The organism is Cyanobium sp. Maggiore-St4-Cus, assembly GCF_024345615.1.
In the GTDB taxonomy this organism is placed as follows: Bacteria; Cyanobacteriota; Cyanobacteriia; order PCC-6307; family Cyanobiaceae; genus Cyanobium_A; species Cyanobium_A usitatum.
In genome coordinates this window covers 13,043-28,913 of record NZ_JAGQBL010000016.1, presented here as the reverse complement: position 1 = coordinate 28,913, position 15,871 = coordinate 13,043, and the positions used below count along the sequence as shown (strand labels likewise).

At 68.5% G+C, this 15,871-nt stretch carries 26 protein-coding genes; 16 read left to right on the top strand and 10 right to left on the bottom strand.

Annotation, left to right across the window (positions count from 1 at the left end; translation table 11 throughout):
* Window positions 1-6: 6 nt before the first annotated feature.
* The 4 genes from KBY99_RS13285 (at window position 7) to KBY99_RS13270 (ending at window position 2,991) form a co-directional block, all read left to right on the top strand.
* A complete protein-coding gene (locus KBY99_RS13285; RefSeq protein ID WP_197169776.1) occupies window positions 7-504 on the top strand; it encodes a hypothetical protein in 498 nt (165 codons plus the stop codon).
* Between the two features lie 3 nt (window positions 505-507).
* Window positions 508-1,677: a LysM peptidoglycan-binding domain-containing protein gene (locus tag KBY99_RS13280; RefSeq protein ID WP_254942894.1), complete on the top strand. Its 1,170-nt coding sequence runs from the start codon at window positions 508-510 to the stop codon at window positions 1,675-1,677.
* Window positions 1,678-1,746: 69 nt separating this feature from the next.
* On the top strand, window positions 1,747-2,694 hold the full coding sequence (locus KBY99_RS13275) for a hypothetical protein (RefSeq protein WP_197169778.1): 948 nt from the start codon (window positions 1,747-1,749) through the stop codon (window positions 2,692-2,694).
* Between the two features lie 21 nt (window positions 2,695-2,715).
* Window positions 2,716-2,991 (top strand): hypothetical protein, encoded by a 276-nt coding sequence (locus KBY99_RS13270; RefSeq protein ID WP_197169779.1) that lies wholly within the window; start codon window positions 2,716-2,718, stop codon window positions 2,989-2,991.
* A 41-nt stretch (window positions 2,992-3,032) separates the two neighbouring features.
* Here the strand turns inward: KBY99_RS13270 and KBY99_RS13265 are convergent, their stop codons facing one another.
* The 7 genes from KBY99_RS13265 to KBY99_RS13235 all read right to left on the bottom strand — a co-directional run bounded on the left by KBY99_RS13265 (window position 3,033) and on the right by KBY99_RS13235 (window position 6,161).
* Window positions 3,033-3,434, bottom strand: coding sequence for a hypothetical protein (locus tag KBY99_RS13265; RefSeq protein ID WP_254999530.1), 402 nt, complete (start codon window positions 3,432-3,434; stop codon window positions 3,033-3,035).
* Window positions 3,435-3,525: 91 nt separating this feature from the next.
* A complete protein-coding gene (locus KBY99_RS13260; RefSeq protein ID WP_254942889.1) occupies window positions 3,526-3,861 on the bottom strand; it encodes a hypothetical protein in 336 nt (111 codons plus the stop codon).
* Between the two features lie 114 nt (window positions 3,862-3,975).
* Window positions 3,976-4,242 carry a hypothetical protein gene (locus KBY99_RS13255; protein WP_254942888.1) on the bottom strand — a complete coding sequence of 89 codons (267 nt, stop codon included), beginning with the start codon at window positions 4,240-4,242 and terminating at the stop codon, window positions 3,976-3,978.
* 51 nt (window positions 4,243-4,293) lie between these two features.
* A complete protein-coding gene (locus tag KBY99_RS13250) occupies window positions 4,294-5,037 on the bottom strand; it encodes a L,D-transpeptidase (protein ID WP_254942887.1) in 744 nt (247 codons plus the stop codon).
* Between the two features lie 96 nt (window positions 5,038-5,133).
* Window positions 5,134-5,334, bottom strand: a complete 201-nt coding sequence (locus KBY99_RS13245) for a hypothetical protein (RefSeq protein WP_254942886.1) — start codon at window positions 5,332-5,334, stop codon at window positions 5,134-5,136.
* A 261-nt stretch (window positions 5,335-5,595) separates the two neighbouring features.
* A complete protein-coding gene (locus KBY99_RS13240) occupies window positions 5,596-5,943 on the bottom strand; it encodes a type II toxin-antitoxin system PemK/MazF family toxin (RefSeq protein WP_254942885.1) in 348 nt (115 codons plus the stop codon).
* Entirely contained in the window at window positions 5,943-6,161 is a 219-nt protein-coding gene (locus KBY99_RS13235; RefSeq protein WP_197169792.1) for a hypothetical protein, read from the bottom strand. The genes KBY99_RS13240 and KBY99_RS13235 overlap by 1 nt, the downstream gene beginning before the upstream one ends.
* Before the next feature lie 101 nt (window positions 6,162-6,262).
* Here KBY99_RS13235 and KBY99_RS13230 point away from each other — a divergent pair, with 101 nt between their 5' ends.
* The 7 genes from KBY99_RS13230 to KBY99_RS13200 all read left to right on the top strand — a co-directional run bounded on the left by KBY99_RS13230 (window position 6,263) and on the right by KBY99_RS13200 (window position 10,687).
* The gene (locus KBY99_RS13230; RefSeq protein WP_261352736.1) at window positions 6,263-7,171 is read left to right on the top strand and encodes a major capsid protein; all 909 of its coding nucleotides are present in this window, start codon (window positions 6,263-6,265) and stop codon (window positions 7,169-7,171) included.
* Between the two features lie 65 nt (window positions 7,172-7,236).
* A complete protein-coding gene (locus tag KBY99_RS13225) occupies window positions 7,237-7,671 on the top strand; it encodes a hypothetical protein (RefSeq protein WP_094592159.1) in 435 nt (144 codons plus the stop codon).
* Window positions 7,672-7,681: 10 nt separating this feature from the next.
* A complete protein-coding gene (locus KBY99_RS13220; RefSeq protein ID WP_254999525.1) occupies window positions 7,682-8,386 on the top strand; it encodes a hypothetical protein in 705 nt (234 codons plus the stop codon).
* An 80-nt stretch (window positions 8,387-8,466) separates the two neighbouring features.
* A complete protein-coding gene (locus tag KBY99_RS13215; protein ID WP_197169801.1) occupies window positions 8,467-8,709 on the top strand; it encodes a hypothetical protein in 243 nt (80 codons plus the stop codon).
* A 40-nt stretch (window positions 8,710-8,749) separates the two neighbouring features.
* Complete coding sequence (locus tag KBY99_RS13210; RefSeq protein ID WP_197169802.1) at window positions 8,750-9,427, top strand: hypothetical protein; 678 nt, start codon at window positions 8,750-8,752, stop codon at window positions 9,425-9,427.
* 12 nt (window positions 9,428-9,439) lie between these two features.
* The gene (locus KBY99_RS13205; protein ID WP_197169803.1) at window positions 9,440-10,489 is read left to right on the top strand and encodes a hypothetical protein; all 1,050 of its coding nucleotides are present in this window, start codon (window positions 9,440-9,442) and stop codon (window positions 10,487-10,489) included.
* A 3-nt stretch (window positions 10,490-10,492) separates the two neighbouring features.
* The gene (locus KBY99_RS13200) at window positions 10,493-10,687 is read left to right on the top strand and encodes a hypothetical protein (RefSeq protein WP_197169804.1); all 195 of its coding nucleotides are present in this window, start codon (window positions 10,493-10,495) and stop codon (window positions 10,685-10,687) included.
* Between the two features lie 11 nt (window positions 10,688-10,698).
* On the opposite strand, the gene KBY99_RS13195 is transcribed toward KBY99_RS13200, so the two are convergent.
* Both KBY99_RS13195 and KBY99_RS13190 read right to left on the bottom strand, forming a co-directional pair.
* Window positions 10,699-11,382 (bottom strand): sigma-70 family RNA polymerase sigma factor, encoded by a 684-nt coding sequence (locus KBY99_RS13195; protein ID WP_231597797.1) that lies wholly within the window; start codon window positions 11,380-11,382, stop codon window positions 10,699-10,701.
* A gap of 242 nt (window positions 11,383-11,624) precedes the next feature.
* A complete protein-coding gene (locus tag KBY99_RS13190) occupies window positions 11,625-11,945 on the bottom strand; it encodes a hypothetical protein (RefSeq protein WP_197169805.1) in 321 nt (106 codons plus the stop codon).
* Window positions 11,946-11,965: 20 nt separating this feature from the next.
* On the opposite strand from KBY99_RS13190, the gene KBY99_RS13185 reads away from it, so the two are divergent.
* The 5 genes from KBY99_RS13185 to KBY99_RS13165 all read left to right on the top strand — a co-directional run bounded on the left by KBY99_RS13185 (window position 11,966) and on the right by KBY99_RS13165 (window position 14,713).
* Window positions 11,966-12,145: a hypothetical protein gene (locus KBY99_RS13185; RefSeq protein WP_254999522.1), complete on the top strand. Its 180-nt coding sequence runs from the start codon at window positions 11,966-11,968 to the stop codon at window positions 12,143-12,145.
* 147 nt (window positions 12,146-12,292) lie between these two features.
* Complete coding sequence (locus KBY99_RS13180) at window positions 12,293-12,907, top strand: hypothetical protein (protein ID WP_231596993.1); 615 nt, start codon at window positions 12,293-12,295, stop codon at window positions 12,905-12,907.
* Window positions 12,891-13,388 (top strand): hypothetical protein, encoded by a 498-nt coding sequence (locus KBY99_RS13175; RefSeq protein ID WP_197169806.1) that lies wholly within the window; start codon window positions 12,891-12,893, stop codon window positions 13,386-13,388. The genes KBY99_RS13180 and KBY99_RS13175 overlap by 17 nt, the downstream gene beginning before the upstream one ends.
* 72 nt (window positions 13,389-13,460) lie before the next feature.
* Entirely contained in the window at window positions 13,461-14,006 is a 546-nt protein-coding gene (locus KBY99_RS13170; protein ID WP_197169807.1) for a hypothetical protein, read from the top strand.
* The gene (locus KBY99_RS13165; protein WP_197169808.1) at window positions 14,003-14,713 is read left to right on the top strand and encodes a hypothetical protein; all 711 of its coding nucleotides are present in this window, start codon (window positions 14,003-14,005) and stop codon (window positions 14,711-14,713) included. The genes KBY99_RS13170 and KBY99_RS13165 overlap by 4 nt, the downstream gene beginning before the upstream one ends.
* Here the strand turns inward: KBY99_RS13165 and KBY99_RS13160 are convergent.
* Entirely contained in the window at window positions 14,691-15,560 is an 870-nt protein-coding gene (locus KBY99_RS13160) for a GNAT family N-acetyltransferase (protein ID WP_231596992.1), read from the bottom strand. The genes KBY99_RS13165 and KBY99_RS13160 overlap by 23 nt on opposite strands.
* Window positions 15,561-15,871 lie beyond the last annotated feature (311 nt).

Below are 15,871 nucleotides of genomic sequence, written 5' to 3'. Positions count from 1 at the left end.
GAGGGCATGACCCAGTCCTCCCCACCCACCTGCACCTGGCGTCCCGGTGATGCCGAGGCCTTGCGCATCGCCCTGTCCATCCCGGTGACCAGTGCCGCCCTTGCGGCCCTGAACCGGGAGATGGCCCAGCTGCAGACCCACTACCCCACAGGGGTCTGCACCGCCCAGGGCCACCTCGATGCCATTGCGGCGCTGAATGAGCAGCTGGCCGCACTGACACCGGCAGAGGTGAACAGCCCGGTGCGCAGCCGGCGCAAGGGCGTGGCCGGTGGCGTGGTGCCCAACCCACTGCCGCTGAGAAAGTTGGCGGTGGTGGAGTACGCCACCGAGCTGCTGCTGGAGGAAACCGAGAGCGAGTGGAACCCTGCGGGCCCCTCACCGGCGGTGGTGCTGAACCGGCAGCGCAGCCAGCACATCGGCCAGCTGGCGCTGCTGCTGCCGCGGCTGCAGAACTGGCGCCAGTGCAACCCCGACCCCTTCCGGGGATCGCTGGTACGGGGCTGAGCGATGGAGCTACCCCTCTCGCCACTCAACCAGGGCCTCAACCCCCTGCGGGGTGCGCCGCTGTGGGGCCAGTTGGTCTCCCTGCCTGCAGCCGCTTCAGCGATTGACAGCCGGATAGCTCAGCCCGCGGCTCTGCCCCTGTGGCTGGCGCTGCAGCCCTACGCCAATGCCCGCCTCTGCCTGTTCGAGGTGGACCGGCCTGACAGCCGCAATCCGGTTCCAATCCGCCGGCATGTGATCGATTGCTTCCTCGAGCAGAGCGGCATCGTCAGCGGCTACAACGACACCGCCCTCACCGACCCTGGGGACGTGTTGCTGCGCGGCTACCTCTGCCGGGCGGCGATCCTGCCGGTGAGCACCAGCAACACCTTCGATTGGCTGGCGGCTGAGCAGGACTGGGCCACCCCAGGCTTCCGCGACGAGGCGCCGCTGCCCTGGGACCCGTCGTTGCTGGGAACTGTGCAGGCTCCTTGTCAGGGTGTGATGTGGCTGGGGGACCTGGCCCTGCTCCAGCCCCAGGGCGGACTTCCCTCGGGGGGACGGGCCCAGTTCGCCGGTTGCCAGGTGATGCACTTCGGGGCGGACTACGGCCCGGGCGGCATCAGCCTGCTGCTGCAGCCGTTGCTGGGGGAAGCGATCCAGCTGGTGCTCAGACCCCACAGCGTGCTGGTGCTGCGCGATGGCGACACCTTGAACCTGATCGCTGAGCGCTACGGCACCACCGTGGCCACCCTGCGGCGGATCAACCCCCAGCTGGAGAGCACCCAGACGATCATCGCCGTCGAGGGCGACTCCCTGGCGGTGCTGGCCGGTCGCTATGGCACCACCGAAAGCAAGCTGCGCAGCCTCAACCCGGTGCTGCAGCAGAGCGAGACCTACATCAGCGCCGAAGGCGAAACGCTCAGCAGCGTGGCGGCCGAGCAGAACCTCAGCCTCACTCTGCTGCGCCAGTTCAACCCGGAGCTGAGCAGCTGGCCCAGCGAGGAACCGCTGCCGGCTGGCACCACCCTGCTCCTGCCCGTCTACCGCTCCACCACTTCCATCCCGGCGGGGATGCAGTTGCTGGTGCCTGGCTACATGCCCTCAACCCCGCTGCCGGCGGGGGAGTGGATCTACCTGCCGGCCCGGCGCTCTGCTCCCGTGCTGGATGAGCTGCCTGAGCAGGGCTTTTGAGGAGCTGGCAACAGGGAGAGCGAGCGCAGCCCGGACGGGGCGCCCGCAGCACCACAGCCGTGATGGGTGATGCCCTCCTCCTTCTTCTCCTCTGACTCCAGCGTCGCCAACAGCGGCGCTGCTCCAGGTCCCATGGTCCCTCCTGGCCGATGGCAGACCTACCGCCAACAGCAGCAACAACCCAACCAGGGCTCTGCTGGCTCTGTCCAACCTGCCGCCGACCCCGACCTGCTCAACAGCGACGGCGCTGCTGACGCGGGTCTGGATGCTGCCGACGGCGACGACACCCTCGATCTCTCCCTGCCACAGGACTCCAGCCCCAGCGACAACGACGACCCCCCTGCCGCTGCTCCCAGCAGTGCTGATCCCCTGCGGGCCGAGCGGCGCCGCAGTAACCAACTCGAGAAAGAGCTGCGCAAGGCCCGAGCCCAGCTGTCCCGCTTCTCCGAGATCAACCCGGACGAGTACGCCCGCCTGCAGGACGCCGAGCGCAAGCGCGAGGAGTTCGAACGCCAGGTGGGCGAGCGCGAACGCCAGCTCAATGAGGCCAACCTGCGCCGCGTGCGCAGCGTGGAAAAGGAACGGGACGAGGCCCGCTCACAGGTGCAGAACCTGCGCAAGGAGCGCTTGATGGAACGGCTGTTTTCAGAAGCGGAAGGCCGGGTGGGCGGTGATGAACGGGGGACGTTCTTTGACACCTTCGTGACGCTGTGCGGCGGCCACTTCCAGCTGGGCGAGGTGGACGGCCGCGAGCGGCTGCTGCCGGTGGACGGCAAGGGCCAGCCCCTCACAGCCGACGGTGTCGCCCTCAGCGATGGCGACTACATGGAGGAGCTGCGCCGCCACCCGGTGTACAGCTTCCTGTTCCAGCAGCGCAGCGGGCTGTACTCGGCGGCTGTGCCGGAGAGCGGTCACGAGCACGGCGGAGCCGTGAACCTGCAGACCCTGAGCACCGCCGAGCTCTACCTGGAGGCCGTCAAGGGCACCACCCCCAGGGCGGCTGCACCGCGGCGCTGATCAACCCGCCGGGAGGGAGCAATGGCCTGGTACCTGGTGTTCTGGCGCAACCGATCCACCGCCACGGTGGTGCCGGCCGCCAGCGCCAACCAGGCCCGCTCCCGCGCCCAGCGCCGACACAAGGAGGGCTATGGGGTGATCGTGGCCGCCCGTCGGGCCAATCCCCAGGACAGCCAGCTCATTCGCCGTGGTGTCTGGGTGCGCCGTCGCCGTGACGGCAGCAGCCCCCAGTTCGGCAATGCTCGCGCCAAAGCCAGGGCCCGGCGGCAGCGGAGTGCCTACCGCCATTGGCTGTGAGGCCCGGCCACCAACCGGCAGCCGGGCCTGAGCCCCCTGGCTCAGCAGACCGAGACGGTGCAGCCGGGGGTGCCCTGCAGCTTGCGGGCAAAGGCGAATGCCTTCTCGGCAGGGATCAGCCGCATCTTCTTGACGGGCTTGCCTCGGCGGCCAAAGAACTCGACCGCACAGGGGGCAGTGCCGAGCTTCTGGACGCCGGGCTGATAGCGGTGAACCACAAGCAGGCGGACTTCGCAGACGGGGCCTTGGGGAGCGGCCATGGCTGGGATGGAGCGGAGAACACCGACCAGACGCCCCGCAGGCGCAGTGCTGGCCAGGGGCGAGCCCCGCGAGCCTTGCGTCAGCCCTGGCCAGCGCAAGCCGCAGGGGCATGCTGCGGCGGGGTTTCGCTCCACCCGGCCAGCCACGCCCCACTGGCCCTGCTGTAGATCCGTGCTGAGCACCCACCGCGCCCGAGCAGTGGAGCTGCTCTGCCAACCCTGGGATCAAGGCACAGGCAAGGGGGCCGCTGCTGCAGCCCCCAATCCATGGCGCTCAGGCCATCTGCAGCTTCTGCACCGACAGTGGCTGGCGCTGCAGCTCGAGCTCACAGCGCTGCATCAGCTCCTGCTCGGCCAAGAGCCGCTCATCCAGCTCATCGACCCGTGCCAGACACTGCTGGATCGCCGGAATCACCTCCTCCTCCAGCAGGGTGATCTCTTCTTCTCCATAGGGCTGCTCGATCCAGGTGCGGCGCAGCGGCAGCCCACGACGACGCAGCAGGATCTCCTCTACCGAGCGCAGCGTGGATTCGAGCAGCAGAAAGGGATCCTCTTCTGGCCTGCAGAACGGGGAGGTGGCAGCGGGGCTGCCTGCAGAGAGCGTGGCCATGACGATCGGCGCCAGGTATGGCGCAGCGACGGGACCGATCCCAGCGGAGGCCCGACCCCAGGAGGGCCTCAGACTGGAGAGGCCCGGAGCAAGCCCTCCTCCCGCTCCCAGGCGTTACCGGTCCATCCGCGTCAGCGCTGCCCCACCCAGAAGCGCCAGCAGCAACTTGAGGGTGGAATCAAAGCCGCCCTGCAGCTGCTCCAGCGTGCCGGGGCAGATCTGCCCGATCGATCGCCCCTCCAGCGCCCGCTGGCCGCAGACCCCAGCAGCCAGCGTATAGATCAGCAGCTGGGTGCCGATCACCAGCGCCAGGATCTTGAAGACGAACCGCTCACGGTCAAACGGCGGCTTGGGCGGTCGGGCCAGTGGTCCTGAGTCCATCGCTGCTCTTCCCTCGCGATCAGGCCCCAGCTGGCGGCACCAGAGCCGCCGTCACTTTTTTTCCTGGAAGACCCCCACATAGACGGTGCCCTGCCGGTAGAGGGGCAGCACCTTGTCGCGCAGATCGGCGTTGTGCAGGCGGACGCAACCGAGGGTGGGGTGCAGGGGCTGCTGCGGTGCCCAGGCGCCGGGCCAGCCACAGGCCGAGCCGCCGCCGTGGAGCATGATCCCGGCCCGACCATGGGCCACCTCCTGGCCCTCCAGCTCCTCCATGTCGAAGGAATACCAGCCGTAGCCCATGGCGGTATCGGAGCAGGGCGGGTTGGGGTTCTGTTCGTAGTCGGGGTAGAGCTGGCCGAGCTTGTAGAGGCCGGGCGGAGTGTCGGTGCTGTTCTGGGTCCAGTCGGTGTCGCTCCCCTGGCCGCGGGCTAGGCAGGGGATCTTCCAGAGGAAGGCCCCGGTGTGGTCGTAGGCCTCCATGTCCTGGTCGCGGTCATTCACCAGCAGGTAGGAATCCCCGGGCTGGACGGGAGCTGCCAGCTGCGGGCCGGCCATCCCGGCTTCCTCTGAGCCGCGCGGATCGAGGCCGCCGCTGGGGACTGCTGGTGCCGGGGGCTCAGCGGGTTTCTGGCTGAAGGTGAGCGCCCAGGGGGCCTGCTCATCGAGGACGGCCTCGCTGCCGGGCAGGGCAGCGATCGCGGCATGGAGGGTCCAGACGCCGGAGACCTGCTGGGGTTCACCGCGAAAGGCTTCAAAGCGATCCTGAAACCGCTCGGGGGTCATGGGGCTGGCCATGGGCGTGGTGCTGCTGAGCCCTGTTGCCAGTGGTCGCTTGGGGGTGCCGGCTGCGGGCAACAAGAGAGCGCCCCAGCCGCAGCCGGGGCCGCCCCCTCAGAAGGGCAGCTCGCTCTCGGGGCACCAGACGGGCACCGAAGCTGGCGTGGTCAGCTGGCGATCGAAGAGCAGATCGGCGCAGAGGCGCTCCAGCCGCTCCAGAGGAGCCGGGCGGTGGGCCGATGCCTCCTCGCACAGGAACTCCAGGGTGCGGGAGCTCAGGAGCTGGAAGGCGCGGATCCGGGATGCAGAAGCCATGGCAGGCGTAGCGAAGACCCCGAAGCAGGCCGGGCGGGGTCAAGGGGCAGCCCCCTCCGACATGCGGAGCGCAGCGCAGCCAACGCACCAGTCCGGCTGACTTGCGCAGCCCTTGAGGCCGCCCGGACCATGAGGAGGGCTGCGCGTAGCCGATCCACCAGGAGCTGGTGGGGCAGGGGCCCAGGCCGCTACCGGGCACGGGATTGGAAACCGGTGCCGCCCACTGCTGTCACAGCCACGAACTGGCCAACAGGGGAACGCTCAGCCTTGGCCGCCGATCACCCGCTGCAGCACCTGCTGGGATTCCGTCTGCAAGGCCAGCGGCAGCAGCCCGATGCGCCGTTTCACCAGTGGCATCGCCAGGGTTGTCATGCGGCTGAGCCGGATCCTCGAGCTCACCTTCAGGCCGGTGTCTGAGAAGCCCGGATGATCGGCAGGGATGTCGAGCTCATCGCGGCCCGGCGGCCCGCTGACGTTGGAGCTGATGAAGGCCAGCAACACATCCCCATGGCGCTCACTGGTGGTGATCACCAAGGCCGGCCGAGGCTTGGCCGCAGGCCCATCCGTGAATGGGAAGGCGACCAGCACGATGTCGTAGCGGCTCAGCATCAGCCGGCGCCGATCGCTTCTCCGTCAGAGAAGCTGTAGAGGTCAGGCTCAGCCGCCAGGTCGTCAAAGGCACCCCCGGCCATCGCCATCTCAGCCAGGGCCCCGTGACTCAGGTCGCTGCTGTCCTGCTCCAGCTGCCTGAGCAGCCAGCGGCGATCGTCAGCCGGCAGGCTGCGGATCACCGCAAGCAGGTTCTCGGTGAGCTGGGGATTGGTCATCGCCCCAGGCTAAACAGCCTGAACCTCAGGGTTCACCCTGCCCACAAGCGACCTGGCAACAGCTGCTGTTGTCACTGGGGCCAGGCCCCTGGAGCGTGCCCTTGGGCCTGACCTTGATCGAGGCGCAGAAATACGCCCGCCGTGCTGAGCAGCTAGCGGTGCTCAAGACCTTTGCGGAGGGGGAGCTGCTGCGCCGCCTGCCCTTCCGCAACCTTGTCGGTGGCTCGTTGAGCTTCCCGGCGGAAACGAAACTCCCCCGCGTGGGTTTTCGGGCCGTCAACGAGGGCTACCGCCAGAGCTACGGGGTGATCAACTCCGATTCGGAGTTCGTGCACCTCTTTGGCGGCGACCTGGATGTGGACCGCTCGATCGTGGACCTACAGGGCCCGGAGGCCCGTGCTGCCCAGACCGAGATGAAGGTGCGCTCGATGCGCCTCACCCTGGAGGCAGCGATCATCAACGGCGACGACACCTTTGATCCGCGGGCGTTCAACGGGCTGAGCAAGCGCCTGGTGCCCGGCGAGGACCAGACGATCGACAACGGCGGCAGCACGCTGAACCTGCTGGCGCTGGAGGCGCTGACCGACAGCGTGATCGGCTACGGCGGCGACAAGGTGTTGATCGCCAGCAAGGCCGCCCGCCGCCAGATCAGCACCGCCTCCCGCCAGGCCGGCGGCGACCTCTACGAGGTGATCGACGGGCGGCATTTCTTCGAGGGGATCGAGATCCTGCTGGTGGAGGAGGACGCCGAGGGCAACGCCGTGCTCGGCTACGACGAACCGGCAGGCACCACCTCGATCTACTGCTGCGTGCTCGGCGATGCGGCGGTCTGCGGACTGCAGGGCCCGTTTGAGGGGCGCTACGGGATCTCGGTCCGGGACTTCGGGGAGGTGCACGACGCGCCGGTGTTCCGCACGCGTGTGGATTGGTACGTGGGTTTTGCGGTGTGCAACCGCAAGGCCGCCGCACGCCTGTTCAACGTGGCGCCCATGCCGCTGGTACTGCCCTGAACGCCAGCCCCAACCCAGGAGAACTGCCCAGAACCACTCATTCATTTCCCCCAGGAGCTCCATCCATGACCTCTCAAGCCACCCGGCTGCTCGACGCCCAGACGGTGCTCGTCGGCTGGATCAACCACTCCGCCACTGACTGCTACGAGCACACCCGCAGCAGCGGTGATGTCGTCAACCTCGGCACCGATCTCGATGCCACCAGCTCCTTTGTGCTGGTGGCTTCCCACCCCGGCCATAGCGGGGCGGTGACGGTGACCCTGGAGCTGGCGCCGCTGCTGGCCGATGGCAACGCCGGCAGCTGGATCACCGCCGCGGCCGTCGCCATCCCCGCCGCAGGCGGCAAGGTCGAGGCGATCATCAGCGGCGCCGCCCTGCTGATCAACCCGGCTGACAGCGCACTGATCACGCCGCCCTGCCTGCGGCTGGCGCGGGCGACGGTTTCGCCTGGCACGCCTGCCGGGATGACCGTGGCGCTCACCGCCAACCAGGGGCTGTGAGGTGAGCGCCATGGGCAACCCACTCGACACCCTCAACGTGGCGGCTGGAGCTGAGGCCCTGCCGCTGGAGCTGCTGCAGCCTCTCGACAGCAGCAACCCCGACTCCACGCCTGTTCGCCTCTCGGGCCCGGAGCAGCGGCTCAACGTCACACCGGATCCAGGTGTAGGCGATGCAGCGCTGCTGCCGCCCAGCCAGCTGCTGATCGGCAAGGACAGTGCGACCCGCTCGATCTGGCCGGTGCACCTGGCCGGCTGGCAGGCCCTGGGCTGGCAGTTGCTCAGCCCCGCCAGTGGCGGCGATGAGCCGGTCCCGGTGGACTCCGGGGACAACGCGCCGGAACCGGAGCTGGCGGATGCGCTGGACCTCGAGCCCGAGCAACCGGAAGCGCCGGATCCCGCCCCGACACCCGATGAGCCCACTCCTACCGACGACCGGTTAGAGACCACCACCGATGGTGGCGAGGCCCTGCTTGCCTCACAGCCCACTGACTTCCAGGCCATGACCAAGGCCCAGATCGTCGAGTTCTGCTCCACCGTCTACGGCGTGGAGCTCGATAGCAGCCAGACCAAGGCCGAGCTGGTGGAGCAGGCCATGGCGCTGGAGGCCAAGGCCAGTGCATCGGGCACTGCCAGCGGCAGCAGCGATGCCACGAATGAGAGCAGCAACGATGCCGCCGATCTCGCGGCCCTGGAGCTGGGGGATGCCCTGCTCTGATCCCTGCAGCCTGCGCTGCCCCGGCCAGCGCATTCCTGGCTGGGGGCTGGCAACAGCTCAGCAGCACTGCCCTGGCGTCGATGGCCACTCCCGATCCGGCTGTGCTGGCCGAGCTGACGGCCCAGTGCCGCAGCAGCAGCCGGCCCCAGGGGGTGATCTTCCTGGGCCAGGCCCAGCTGCAGGACGGCGGCACCCCTGAACCGCCGCCCACCGGCGGCATCACGGCAATGCAGGCACTGGCGCCGCTCATCAGTGCCACTGCCGGCGATGGGGTGGTGGTGATCGCGCTGGACCTGCGCCTGCTCAGCCCCTTGCCGCACTGATTTCTCCCCTCCACCTCTCTCCCCTTCTGCACGGATCACCATGGCCACCACCACCGAGAGCCGCACCGCCGGCCGTTCCCTGCCCCAGCCGACCGATCTGCTGCTGGTGCAGCGCGGCAGCACGCCCTACCGGGCCACTGCTGATGAGGTCAAGGCGTTCATGCTCAGCCCGGCCACCGCGGCGGCGATCGGGGCGATCAGGCCCGGTACCAACCTCTCGGTGGATGCCGACGGCACCCTCCATGCCGCCATCCCCGGCGCGCTCACCTACAGGGGCGCGATCGACCCCACCACCACCGAGGCCCCGGCTGGGGCTGTGGCCGGAGATGTGTACCTGGCCAGCAGCGCCGGCCCTGCCCTGGCGAGCTGGAGCGGCATCGCCGGAGCGGAGATCGCCCAGGGGGATCTGTTGCTGTTTGACGGCACGAGCTGGAGCGCCAACGCCGCCCTGGGGCCCGATGGCGCCGGGGTGATCCGCATCCAGGTGGCCGTTCCGCTGGCCGTCGATGAGAGCGATCCCGCCCAACCGCTGCTCAGCGTGGTCCTGGCCACGGCCGAGGCGTCGGGGGTAGTGCAGCTGGCCGACCCATTGGCGCTGGCAGACGGCACGCCCGGGCGGGTGGTGGATGCGGCCCAGCTGCAGGCGGCGATGGCCACTGCCCAGCCGGCCGGCGACTACATGCCGCTGGACCTGAGCACCCTGCCGGCTCTGCCCTGAGCGCCGCAGCAGATGACCCTCCAACCAGGCGACCTGCTGGCGATCACCCGTCCCGCTGGGCCCCAGGCCGGCACCTACCAGCTGCCGGCAGCGGCGCTGGCAGAGCTGGCTGGCCCGATACCGGTGCTGGGCATCAGCGGCGTGCTCTGGTCGACCGTGCGCTCGGCGGCGGACAACAGCTGGCAGGCGATCTGCTGGTCGCCGGAGTTGCAGCTCTACGTCTGCGTGGCCAACAGCGGTAGCGGCAATCGGGTGATGACCTCCAGCGATGGCATTCGCTGGAGCCCCCAACCGGCGGCCGCTGATCAGAACTGGGTGGCGCTCTGCTGGGCCGCTGCGCTGGGGCTGTTTGTCGCCGTCAGCGACAGCGGCACGGGCCAGCGGGTGATGACCTCTCAGGATGGCCGCAGCTGGAACCTGCGCCAGACGCCGGCCGACAACAACTGGACCTCGATCTGCTGGGCGCCCGAGCTAGGCCTGCTGGTGGCCGTGGCCAGCAGCGGCACGGGCAACCGCGTGATGATCAGCTCCAATGGCCTCACCTGGACGGCCGGCCCTGCTGCCGCGGATCAGGAATGGCGCTCCATCTGCTGGGCGCCTCAACTGGGGTTGTTGGTGGCGGTGAGCAGCACCGGCAGCAACCAGCGGGTGATGACCTCAAGCGATGGCCGCAACTGGACGCTGCGGACGGCCGCTGCAACCAACAACTGGATAGGACTCTGTTGGGCGGCGGAGCTCGGTTTACTGGTGGCGCTGAGCAGCAGCGGCCGGGGCAACCGAGTGATGACTTCCCCGGATGGGATCAGCTGGAGCAGCCGCAGCTCGGTGGCCGACAACGCCTGGTCCTCCCTCTGCTGGGCTCCGGAGCGGGAGCTGCTGGTGGCGGCGGCCAGCAGCGGCACCGGCAACAGGATCATGACCAGCGGCGATGGCCTCAGTTGGACGGTGCGGAGCTCCCCGGCAGATCTGGGCTGGCGCTCGCTTTGTTGGTCGCCCCAGCGGCGCCAGTTCGTGGCTGTGAGCAACAGCGGTGCTGGCAACCGGGTGATGGTGAGCCCCTGACCCATGCCTGACACCACGACACCCCTGCCAGCGACTGGCTCGCGCTGCTGGCGCGACCTGATCAGCCCAGAGACCGGCGCCACAGTGCTCAACCTGGCGGCAGACAGCAGTGACGCCGATCCGATGGTGGAGCTGACCTACGACGAGGGCGGCAGCGGCTGGTGGCCACTCTCCACGCTGGTGTTTGAACAGAGCTGAGTGAAGGGGCCTCAGCCCCCACCTGCCAGCTGCTGGCGCAGGGCGGCGAGGGCCTTTTTCTGGGCCCGCTGAACGGCCATCGGGCTGATCTGCAGCTGCGCCGCGGCGGCCCGCAAGGACAGCCCCTCGAGGACGGTGAGCCGCAGGGCTGTGGCCTGGGCTGCGGGCAGCTGCTCGACCAGCTGCTCCAGCCCCAGGCCATTCATGGCCTCGCTGGATGCCGGCTCGGGCTCAGGGGAGGCCAGCTGATCGAGCAGGCAGTGCTCGCTATCGGCTGTGGCATCGAGGCTGAGGTGCCCCAGTGGGCACTGGCCCTGCTCATGCAGCCGGCGTGGCACGCGCACCAGCCGCACCCGATCGCACAGGTGGTGCTGCAGCGCCCCTTGGATGCAGCGGCGCAGATAGGGCGCTGGCGGCTCGCCCGCTCTGCAGCGGGGAGCGGAGCGAACCAGGGCCTCACGGGCCACCTGGATCAGATCCTCCCGCTCCACCAGCGGGAAGAGGCGGCGGGCGGCGGCGGAAGCGAGGGCATCAGCCAGGGGCAGGTGCTCCAGCACCAGGGCATTGCGGGCACGCAGGGCAGAACGGCTGAGAGGCGTGGACTGCTGCTGGCGACGGGAGGAGGAAGCGGGGGAAGCCACCTGAGGGACGGCGGAGAACCCCACCCCCACCGGCCGGCCGCAGCGCCGCGGCAAGGACGCCCGACACTGGAGGGCGCCTGGCCCGATCCTTGACGCGGCGTGAGGACTGCCCGAGGGATGCGGTGGGTGTGCGCCGACCTGGGGCCAACCCCTCCCCCCCACTGCCGGTCCTGCAGGGTGCCCAGCCCAGGGACCGCCCAGTCGAACCGTCAGGCCATGGCTCCAGGAAGCCCAAGCCCACGGGCGATGCGGCGACAGCCGAAAGCCGGAGGCGGAGGGCCTCCGGCCGCGGGCGCTCAGAGCACCTGGACCCTGGCCTGAGGGCCGAGCACCCGCTGTTCATTGGAGGCCAGGATCAGCGCCTCATCGCGGGGCACGTAGTGCGGCTCAGCCGAGATGTGCCCCTCGCGATCGAGGAACAGAACTCTGAGAAGCCGGCCAGCGGCATCAAGCAGATGCACCGAGACGATGCGGATCGGGCAGGTGCGGCTGAGAGGGGTGGCGGCCATGGCTGTGCTGGCGAACGACACCGCCGTCAAGCCCCAGCGCCGCCAGCGCCGCGCAAGGGGCGCGGAGCGCAGCGCAGCGACTCGCGTCAGCCCTTGCGCGGCGCGCAAGCCGGGGCAGGCCGGGTGGCGTGATCGCCAGACCTCAGGGGCGCCTCCCCGTTCGCTTCCCGGGGGATCAGCTCTACAAAAGGGACTGGCTGGTGGAGGTTGTACCTATCGGCAGCGGCCGCCAGGTGCACCGGGCCTCGCCCAGGCTGCACCAAGGCGGATTCGGTATGGGCTGGCGTTGTTGCTGTGAGGGTCTGTGAACCTCCGTTGGCCGTCGTAGCTCCTTGCGTCAGCGCCAAAACCCCCAGTGCTGCAAGGCATCGCCGCAGGCGTATGCAATTTCTGCATTGTTCTCTGAGCCGATGTGGTCTGGGGCAGGGTGCGGCACGAGGCAGGATTGTCTCTGAATGGCCAGCCGCATGGTTTTTCTACCCCCCACAACCGATTTTCCGCCTGATCCCGAGCCCCTGAGTCGGGAAGATCTCAACAGCGTCTACCTCGAGCTGCGCAACTGCTACAAGAGCTCCATGCGCAGTCGCGGCCAGCATCGCAGCCTGGCCACCAAGGCCCGGGAAGAAACGGCACAGCTCAAGCAGCGACTGCTCGATCTTGCGGCACGGGAGGCTTCTGTGCGCACTGACATTTATCAGATGCTGGAAATCGTCACCGCGATTGCAGGTGATCTGGAAGATGCTGGCGATGACATTGTCAACGAGTTTGGGCGCTACAAACTCGGCCGCAAGACCTATCAGGGTGGCTCCTTTCTTGGTGGATTGGTGCAGGCGGTGATCCGTTTCATCAACCGCTGGACCCACACCAAAGAGCGTGTGGTGCAGCTGGATCAGAAGCGTCAGGAGTTCATCGAAAAGACGAAGGATCTGCCGCCGCTCAACCTGGGAGGCAATGGCCATGGCGGCCCCGTGAACCAGCCAGAACTGTCTGTGCCCGCCAAGGTGGAGATCGTGGACAGCCCAGCGGCCCAGCAGGCCCAGGAGGTTAAGGCCGATGGGACAACTCACTGACACCCTGCGGGCCACGTTGCGGGACCTGGCCCAGTCCGATGCCCGCCTCTACCGCGGACTGCAGGAGGAGCTTGGTGACCCCAGGCCAGCCAGCGACCAGCCCGCCGTGCTGCTGGCTGGTGACGCCCCGGCCAGCCGCGAGGAGCTGGAGCGCTTGTCCGTCGCTGTCCTCTGGAGCCTCTGCAAGGCACGCGGCATCAAGGGCCTCAGCAAGGGCCCGGCGGCGAAACAGGTGGATGCCCTGCTCAGCCACCCGGATGGCCCACCGCTGCGCAGCGCCCTGCCCAGCAAGGCCACCAAGGGCAGCAAGAGCCCTATCGGTGCTGGCAAGACCGCGTCCAAGGCAGGCACTGCTGAGCTCCAGGCCCTTGAACAGCGTCTCGAGCGGCTGGAGCAGCTGGTGCTGCTGATCGCTCAGCAGGTGGGTGTACCTGCGGTAGCAATCGAGCGGTTGCTGCCGCCGGCTGCTCCGCCAAGCTGAAGCCGCGCAGAGACAGACAGGCTGGACGCTCTATATTCGCTATTCGCGAATGCCGAATGACCTGGTGCGACCGTGGCCCGCTCACCCTCCAATCCCCAGCTCGTCCTGCGCCCGCAGGATCTGGTGGTGCTCTTGCGTCTGGCCCTGGAGTCAGGCCCGGCGCCCACCTATGCGGCCCTCGGCGCCGAGCTGGGCCTGACGGCCTCAGAGGCCCATGCGGCGGTGGAGCGTGCCGTGGCCGCCAGGCTGGCGATCAAGGATGAGGCTGGCAAGCCCTCCGTGGTTCGCGCTGCCCTGAAATCCTTCGTGCAGCACGGGGCCCGCTACTGCTTCCCGGCCACCCAGGGCGGGCTCAGCCGCGGTGTTCCCACCGGCTACGCCGCCTCCCCCCTTAGCGAGCAGGTCCGCCCGGGCCATGACCCACCGCCGGTATGGCCGTGGAAGAAGGGAACGGCCCGCGGCATTTCCTTCCATCCGCTGTATCCCAGCGTCCCTGAGGCGGCAGAGCGCAACCCGGCCCTGGGGGAACTGCTGGCCCTGTTCGATGCGGTGCGCGGCGGCAGCGCCCGGGAACAGGCCCTGGCGCTGGCCCTGCTGGAGGAGCGGCTGCAGCCATGAACCCCAACGACCCCAACGTCTCCCTGCTGGAGCGGGCGGCTGAGCAGTTGGGCGAGGCGCTGCTTGAGCAACTGGTGTTTGTCGGCGGCGCCGTGGCCGGAGTGTTGATCACGGATCCGGCGATGCCAGAGATCCGGCCCACCCAGGATGTGGATGTGATCTGCAGCGTGATCGCCAGGTCTGACTACCACCAGCTGGGGAGGCAGTTGCGGCAGCGGGGCTTCCAGGAAGACAGCCGACAAGGGGCACCCCTGTGCCGCTGGTGCACAGACGATCTCATTCTCGATCTGATGCCTACCCAGGGCGAGATCCTGGGCTTCTCCAACCGTTGGTATCCCCTCGCCCTGGAGACCGCCCAGCTTCAAGAGCTGCCAAGTGGCTGCGCGATTCGGATCGTGACCGCACCTGTGTTCCTGGCCACCAAGCTGGAGGCCTTTCGCGGTCGCGGTCAGGGCAATTTTCTCTTCAGTCACGACCTGGAGGACCTCATGGCCGTCGTCGACGGACGTGCCTCGCTGCTGGAGGAATGCAGGCTCAGCCCGCTTGAGTTGAGGAATGATCTGGCGGCTCAGTTCCTTGAGCTGTTGAAAACCTCTGCCTTCCTGGAGGCACTGCCTGCGTTCCTGCCGCCGGATCAAGCCAGCCAGCAGCGACTACCGGATTTGCTGGGGACCCTGCGGGCGATCACCGCTCTGGCTGAGCCTTGATCTGCAGCTCGGCGTAGCCGGTGTCCAGATCCAGCTTCCGGCTGAACTGCCACTCCGGCAGAAGACCGATCACCAGCTCCGCGGTGGTGCGCACCAGCGAGCCCACACAGAGGTGGCCGCCGATCACAGCGCCGCTGCTGCCTGAGATGGCGATGTGCAGGTGGACGCCATCGGGCGACAGGGTGCCGGAGAGGCTGAGGATCTCCAGATCGCCGTGGATTGTCATTTCCTCAGTCGCCCCCGCGAAGCGCAGCTGGGCCACCGACAGGCTGCCGACGGCGCTGATCACACAGCCGGCCTGCTCCTGCTGCTCGGCCATCCAGGCCTCCAGCGCCCGACGCAGGTCGGCGCCAGGGGGCAGCCGCAGCGGCACCACCTTCATGGCTTCGGCCCCTCCACCAGGCCCTGGACCATCACTAGGGCATCGACGTAACCCAGCCGCCTGTGGCGGAATGCCCCCCGGCAGGGTGCCGACCACCTGAAAGCCGTTGCGCTGCCAGCAGCGGATGCCGGCGGTGTTGGTGCTCACGACCAGGTTGAACTGCATCGCCCGGAACCCCAGCCGCCTGGCCGCCTGCAGGGAGTGCTGGCAGAGGCGGCTGCCGATCCCCAGCCGCCGCGTCTGCTCGGCAACCACATAGCCGGCATTGACCACATGGGCGCCGAGCGCGAGGGAGTTGGGCCTCAGGTAGTAGGTGCCCACCACGGCCCCGGCCGCATCCACACCCACCATCACCGCCTGGCTCTGCTCCACCCAGGCCAGCTGGGCCTCGGCCTCGCTGATGGCCGGGTCGTGGGGGAAGGTTTCACCAGCTCGGAACACCGGCTCCAGCAGCGCCCACAGCAACGGCCAGTCTGTTGCCTCAAAGGGGCGGATCTGCAGGTGCGATCGGGGGGAGGTTAGAGGAGCGCTGGTGTGGTCTGGTGATTGTCTCGCCAACAGGAAGGCGCCCCGTGGGGGGCGCCTTAGCACCGGTTGCGGCGGTCACCTCCTCACACCAAGGACTGCCGGTCGGGTGTCTGTGGTTCACGCATGACCTGTCTTGGGCCTGGCAGGGAAGGGAAGGAGATCACGTCTGGGAGAAGAGATGCTCAAGGCTTGACCTTCTCGGTTGTGATCTCGACCCGGGTACTGCTGCCCGGGGTGTCAACACGCGG

What these genes read in the sequence shown, in the direction of transcription:
- KBY99_RS13225 (WP_094592159.1), top strand. Translation starts at nt 7,237, where the DNA reads ATGACCTCTCAAGCCACCCGGCTGCTCGACGCCCAGACGGTGCTCGTC.
- KBY99_RS13255 (WP_254942888.1), bottom strand. Translation starts at nt 4,242, where the DNA reads ATGGACTCAGGACCACTGGCCCGACCGCCCAAGCCGCCGTTTGACCGT.
- KBY99_RS13165 (WP_197169808.1), top strand. Translation starts at nt 14,003, where the DNA reads ATGAACCCCAACGACCCCAACGTCTCCCTGCTGGAGCGGGCGGCTGAG.
- KBY99_RS13280 (WP_254942894.1), top strand. Translation starts at nt 508, where the DNA reads ATGGAGCTACCCCTCTCGCCACTCAACCAGGGCCTCAACCCCCTGCGG.
- KBY99_RS13210 (WP_197169802.1), top strand. Translation starts at nt 8,750, where the DNA reads ATGGCCACCACCACCGAGAGCCGCACCGCCGGCCGTTCCCTGCCCCAG.
- KBY99_RS13270 (WP_197169779.1), top strand. Translation starts at nt 2,716, where the DNA reads ATGGCCTGGTACCTGGTGTTCTGGCGCAACCGATCCACCGCCACGGTG.
- KBY99_RS13220 (WP_254999525.1), top strand. Translation starts at nt 7,682, where the DNA reads ATGGGCAACCCACTCGACACCCTCAACGTGGCGGCTGGAGCTGAGGCC.
- KBY99_RS13275 (WP_197169778.1), top strand. Translation starts at nt 1,747, where the DNA reads ATGCCCTCCTCCTTCTTCTCCTCTGACTCCAGCGTCGCCAACAGCGGC.
- KBY99_RS13245 (WP_254942886.1), bottom strand. Translation starts at nt 5,334, where the DNA reads ATGGCTTCTGCATCCCGGATCCGCGCCTTCCAGCTCCTGAGCTCCCGC.
- KBY99_RS13235 (WP_197169792.1), bottom strand. Translation starts at nt 6,161, where the DNA reads ATGACCAATCCCCAGCTCACCGAGAACCTGCTTGCGGTGATCCGCAGC.
- KBY99_RS13180 (WP_231596993.1), top strand. Translation starts at nt 12,293, where the DNA reads ATGGCCAGCCGCATGGTTTTTCTACCCCCCACAACCGATTTTCCGCCT.
- KBY99_RS13205 (WP_197169803.1), top strand. Translation starts at nt 9,440, where the DNA reads ATGACCCTCCAACCAGGCGACCTGCTGGCGATCACCCGTCCCGCTGGG.
- KBY99_RS13215 (WP_197169801.1), top strand. Translation starts at nt 8,467, where the DNA reads ATGGCCACTCCCGATCCGGCTGTGCTGGCCGAGCTGACGGCCCAGTGC.
- KBY99_RS13200 (WP_197169804.1), top strand. Translation starts at nt 10,493, where the DNA reads ATGCCTGACACCACGACACCCCTGCCAGCGACTGGCTCGCGCTGCTGG.
- KBY99_RS13175 (WP_197169806.1), top strand. Translation starts at nt 12,891, where the DNA reads ATGGGACAACTCACTGACACCCTGCGGGCCACGTTGCGGGACCTGGCC.
- KBY99_RS13285 (WP_197169776.1), top strand. Translation starts at nt 7, where the DNA reads ATGACCCAGTCCTCCCCACCCACCTGCACCTGGCGTCCCGGTGATGCC.
- KBY99_RS13260 (WP_254942889.1), bottom strand. Translation starts at nt 3,861, where the DNA reads ATGGCCACGCTCTCTGCAGGCAGCCCCGCTGCCACCTCCCCGTTCTGC.
- KBY99_RS13240 (WP_254942885.1), bottom strand. Translation starts at nt 5,943, where the DNA reads ATGCTGAGCCGCTACGACATCGTGCTGGTCGCCTTCCCATTCACGGAT.
- KBY99_RS13250 (WP_254942887.1), bottom strand. Translation starts at nt 5,037, where the DNA reads ATGGCCAGCCCCATGACCCCCGAGCGGTTTCAGGATCGCTTTGAAGCC.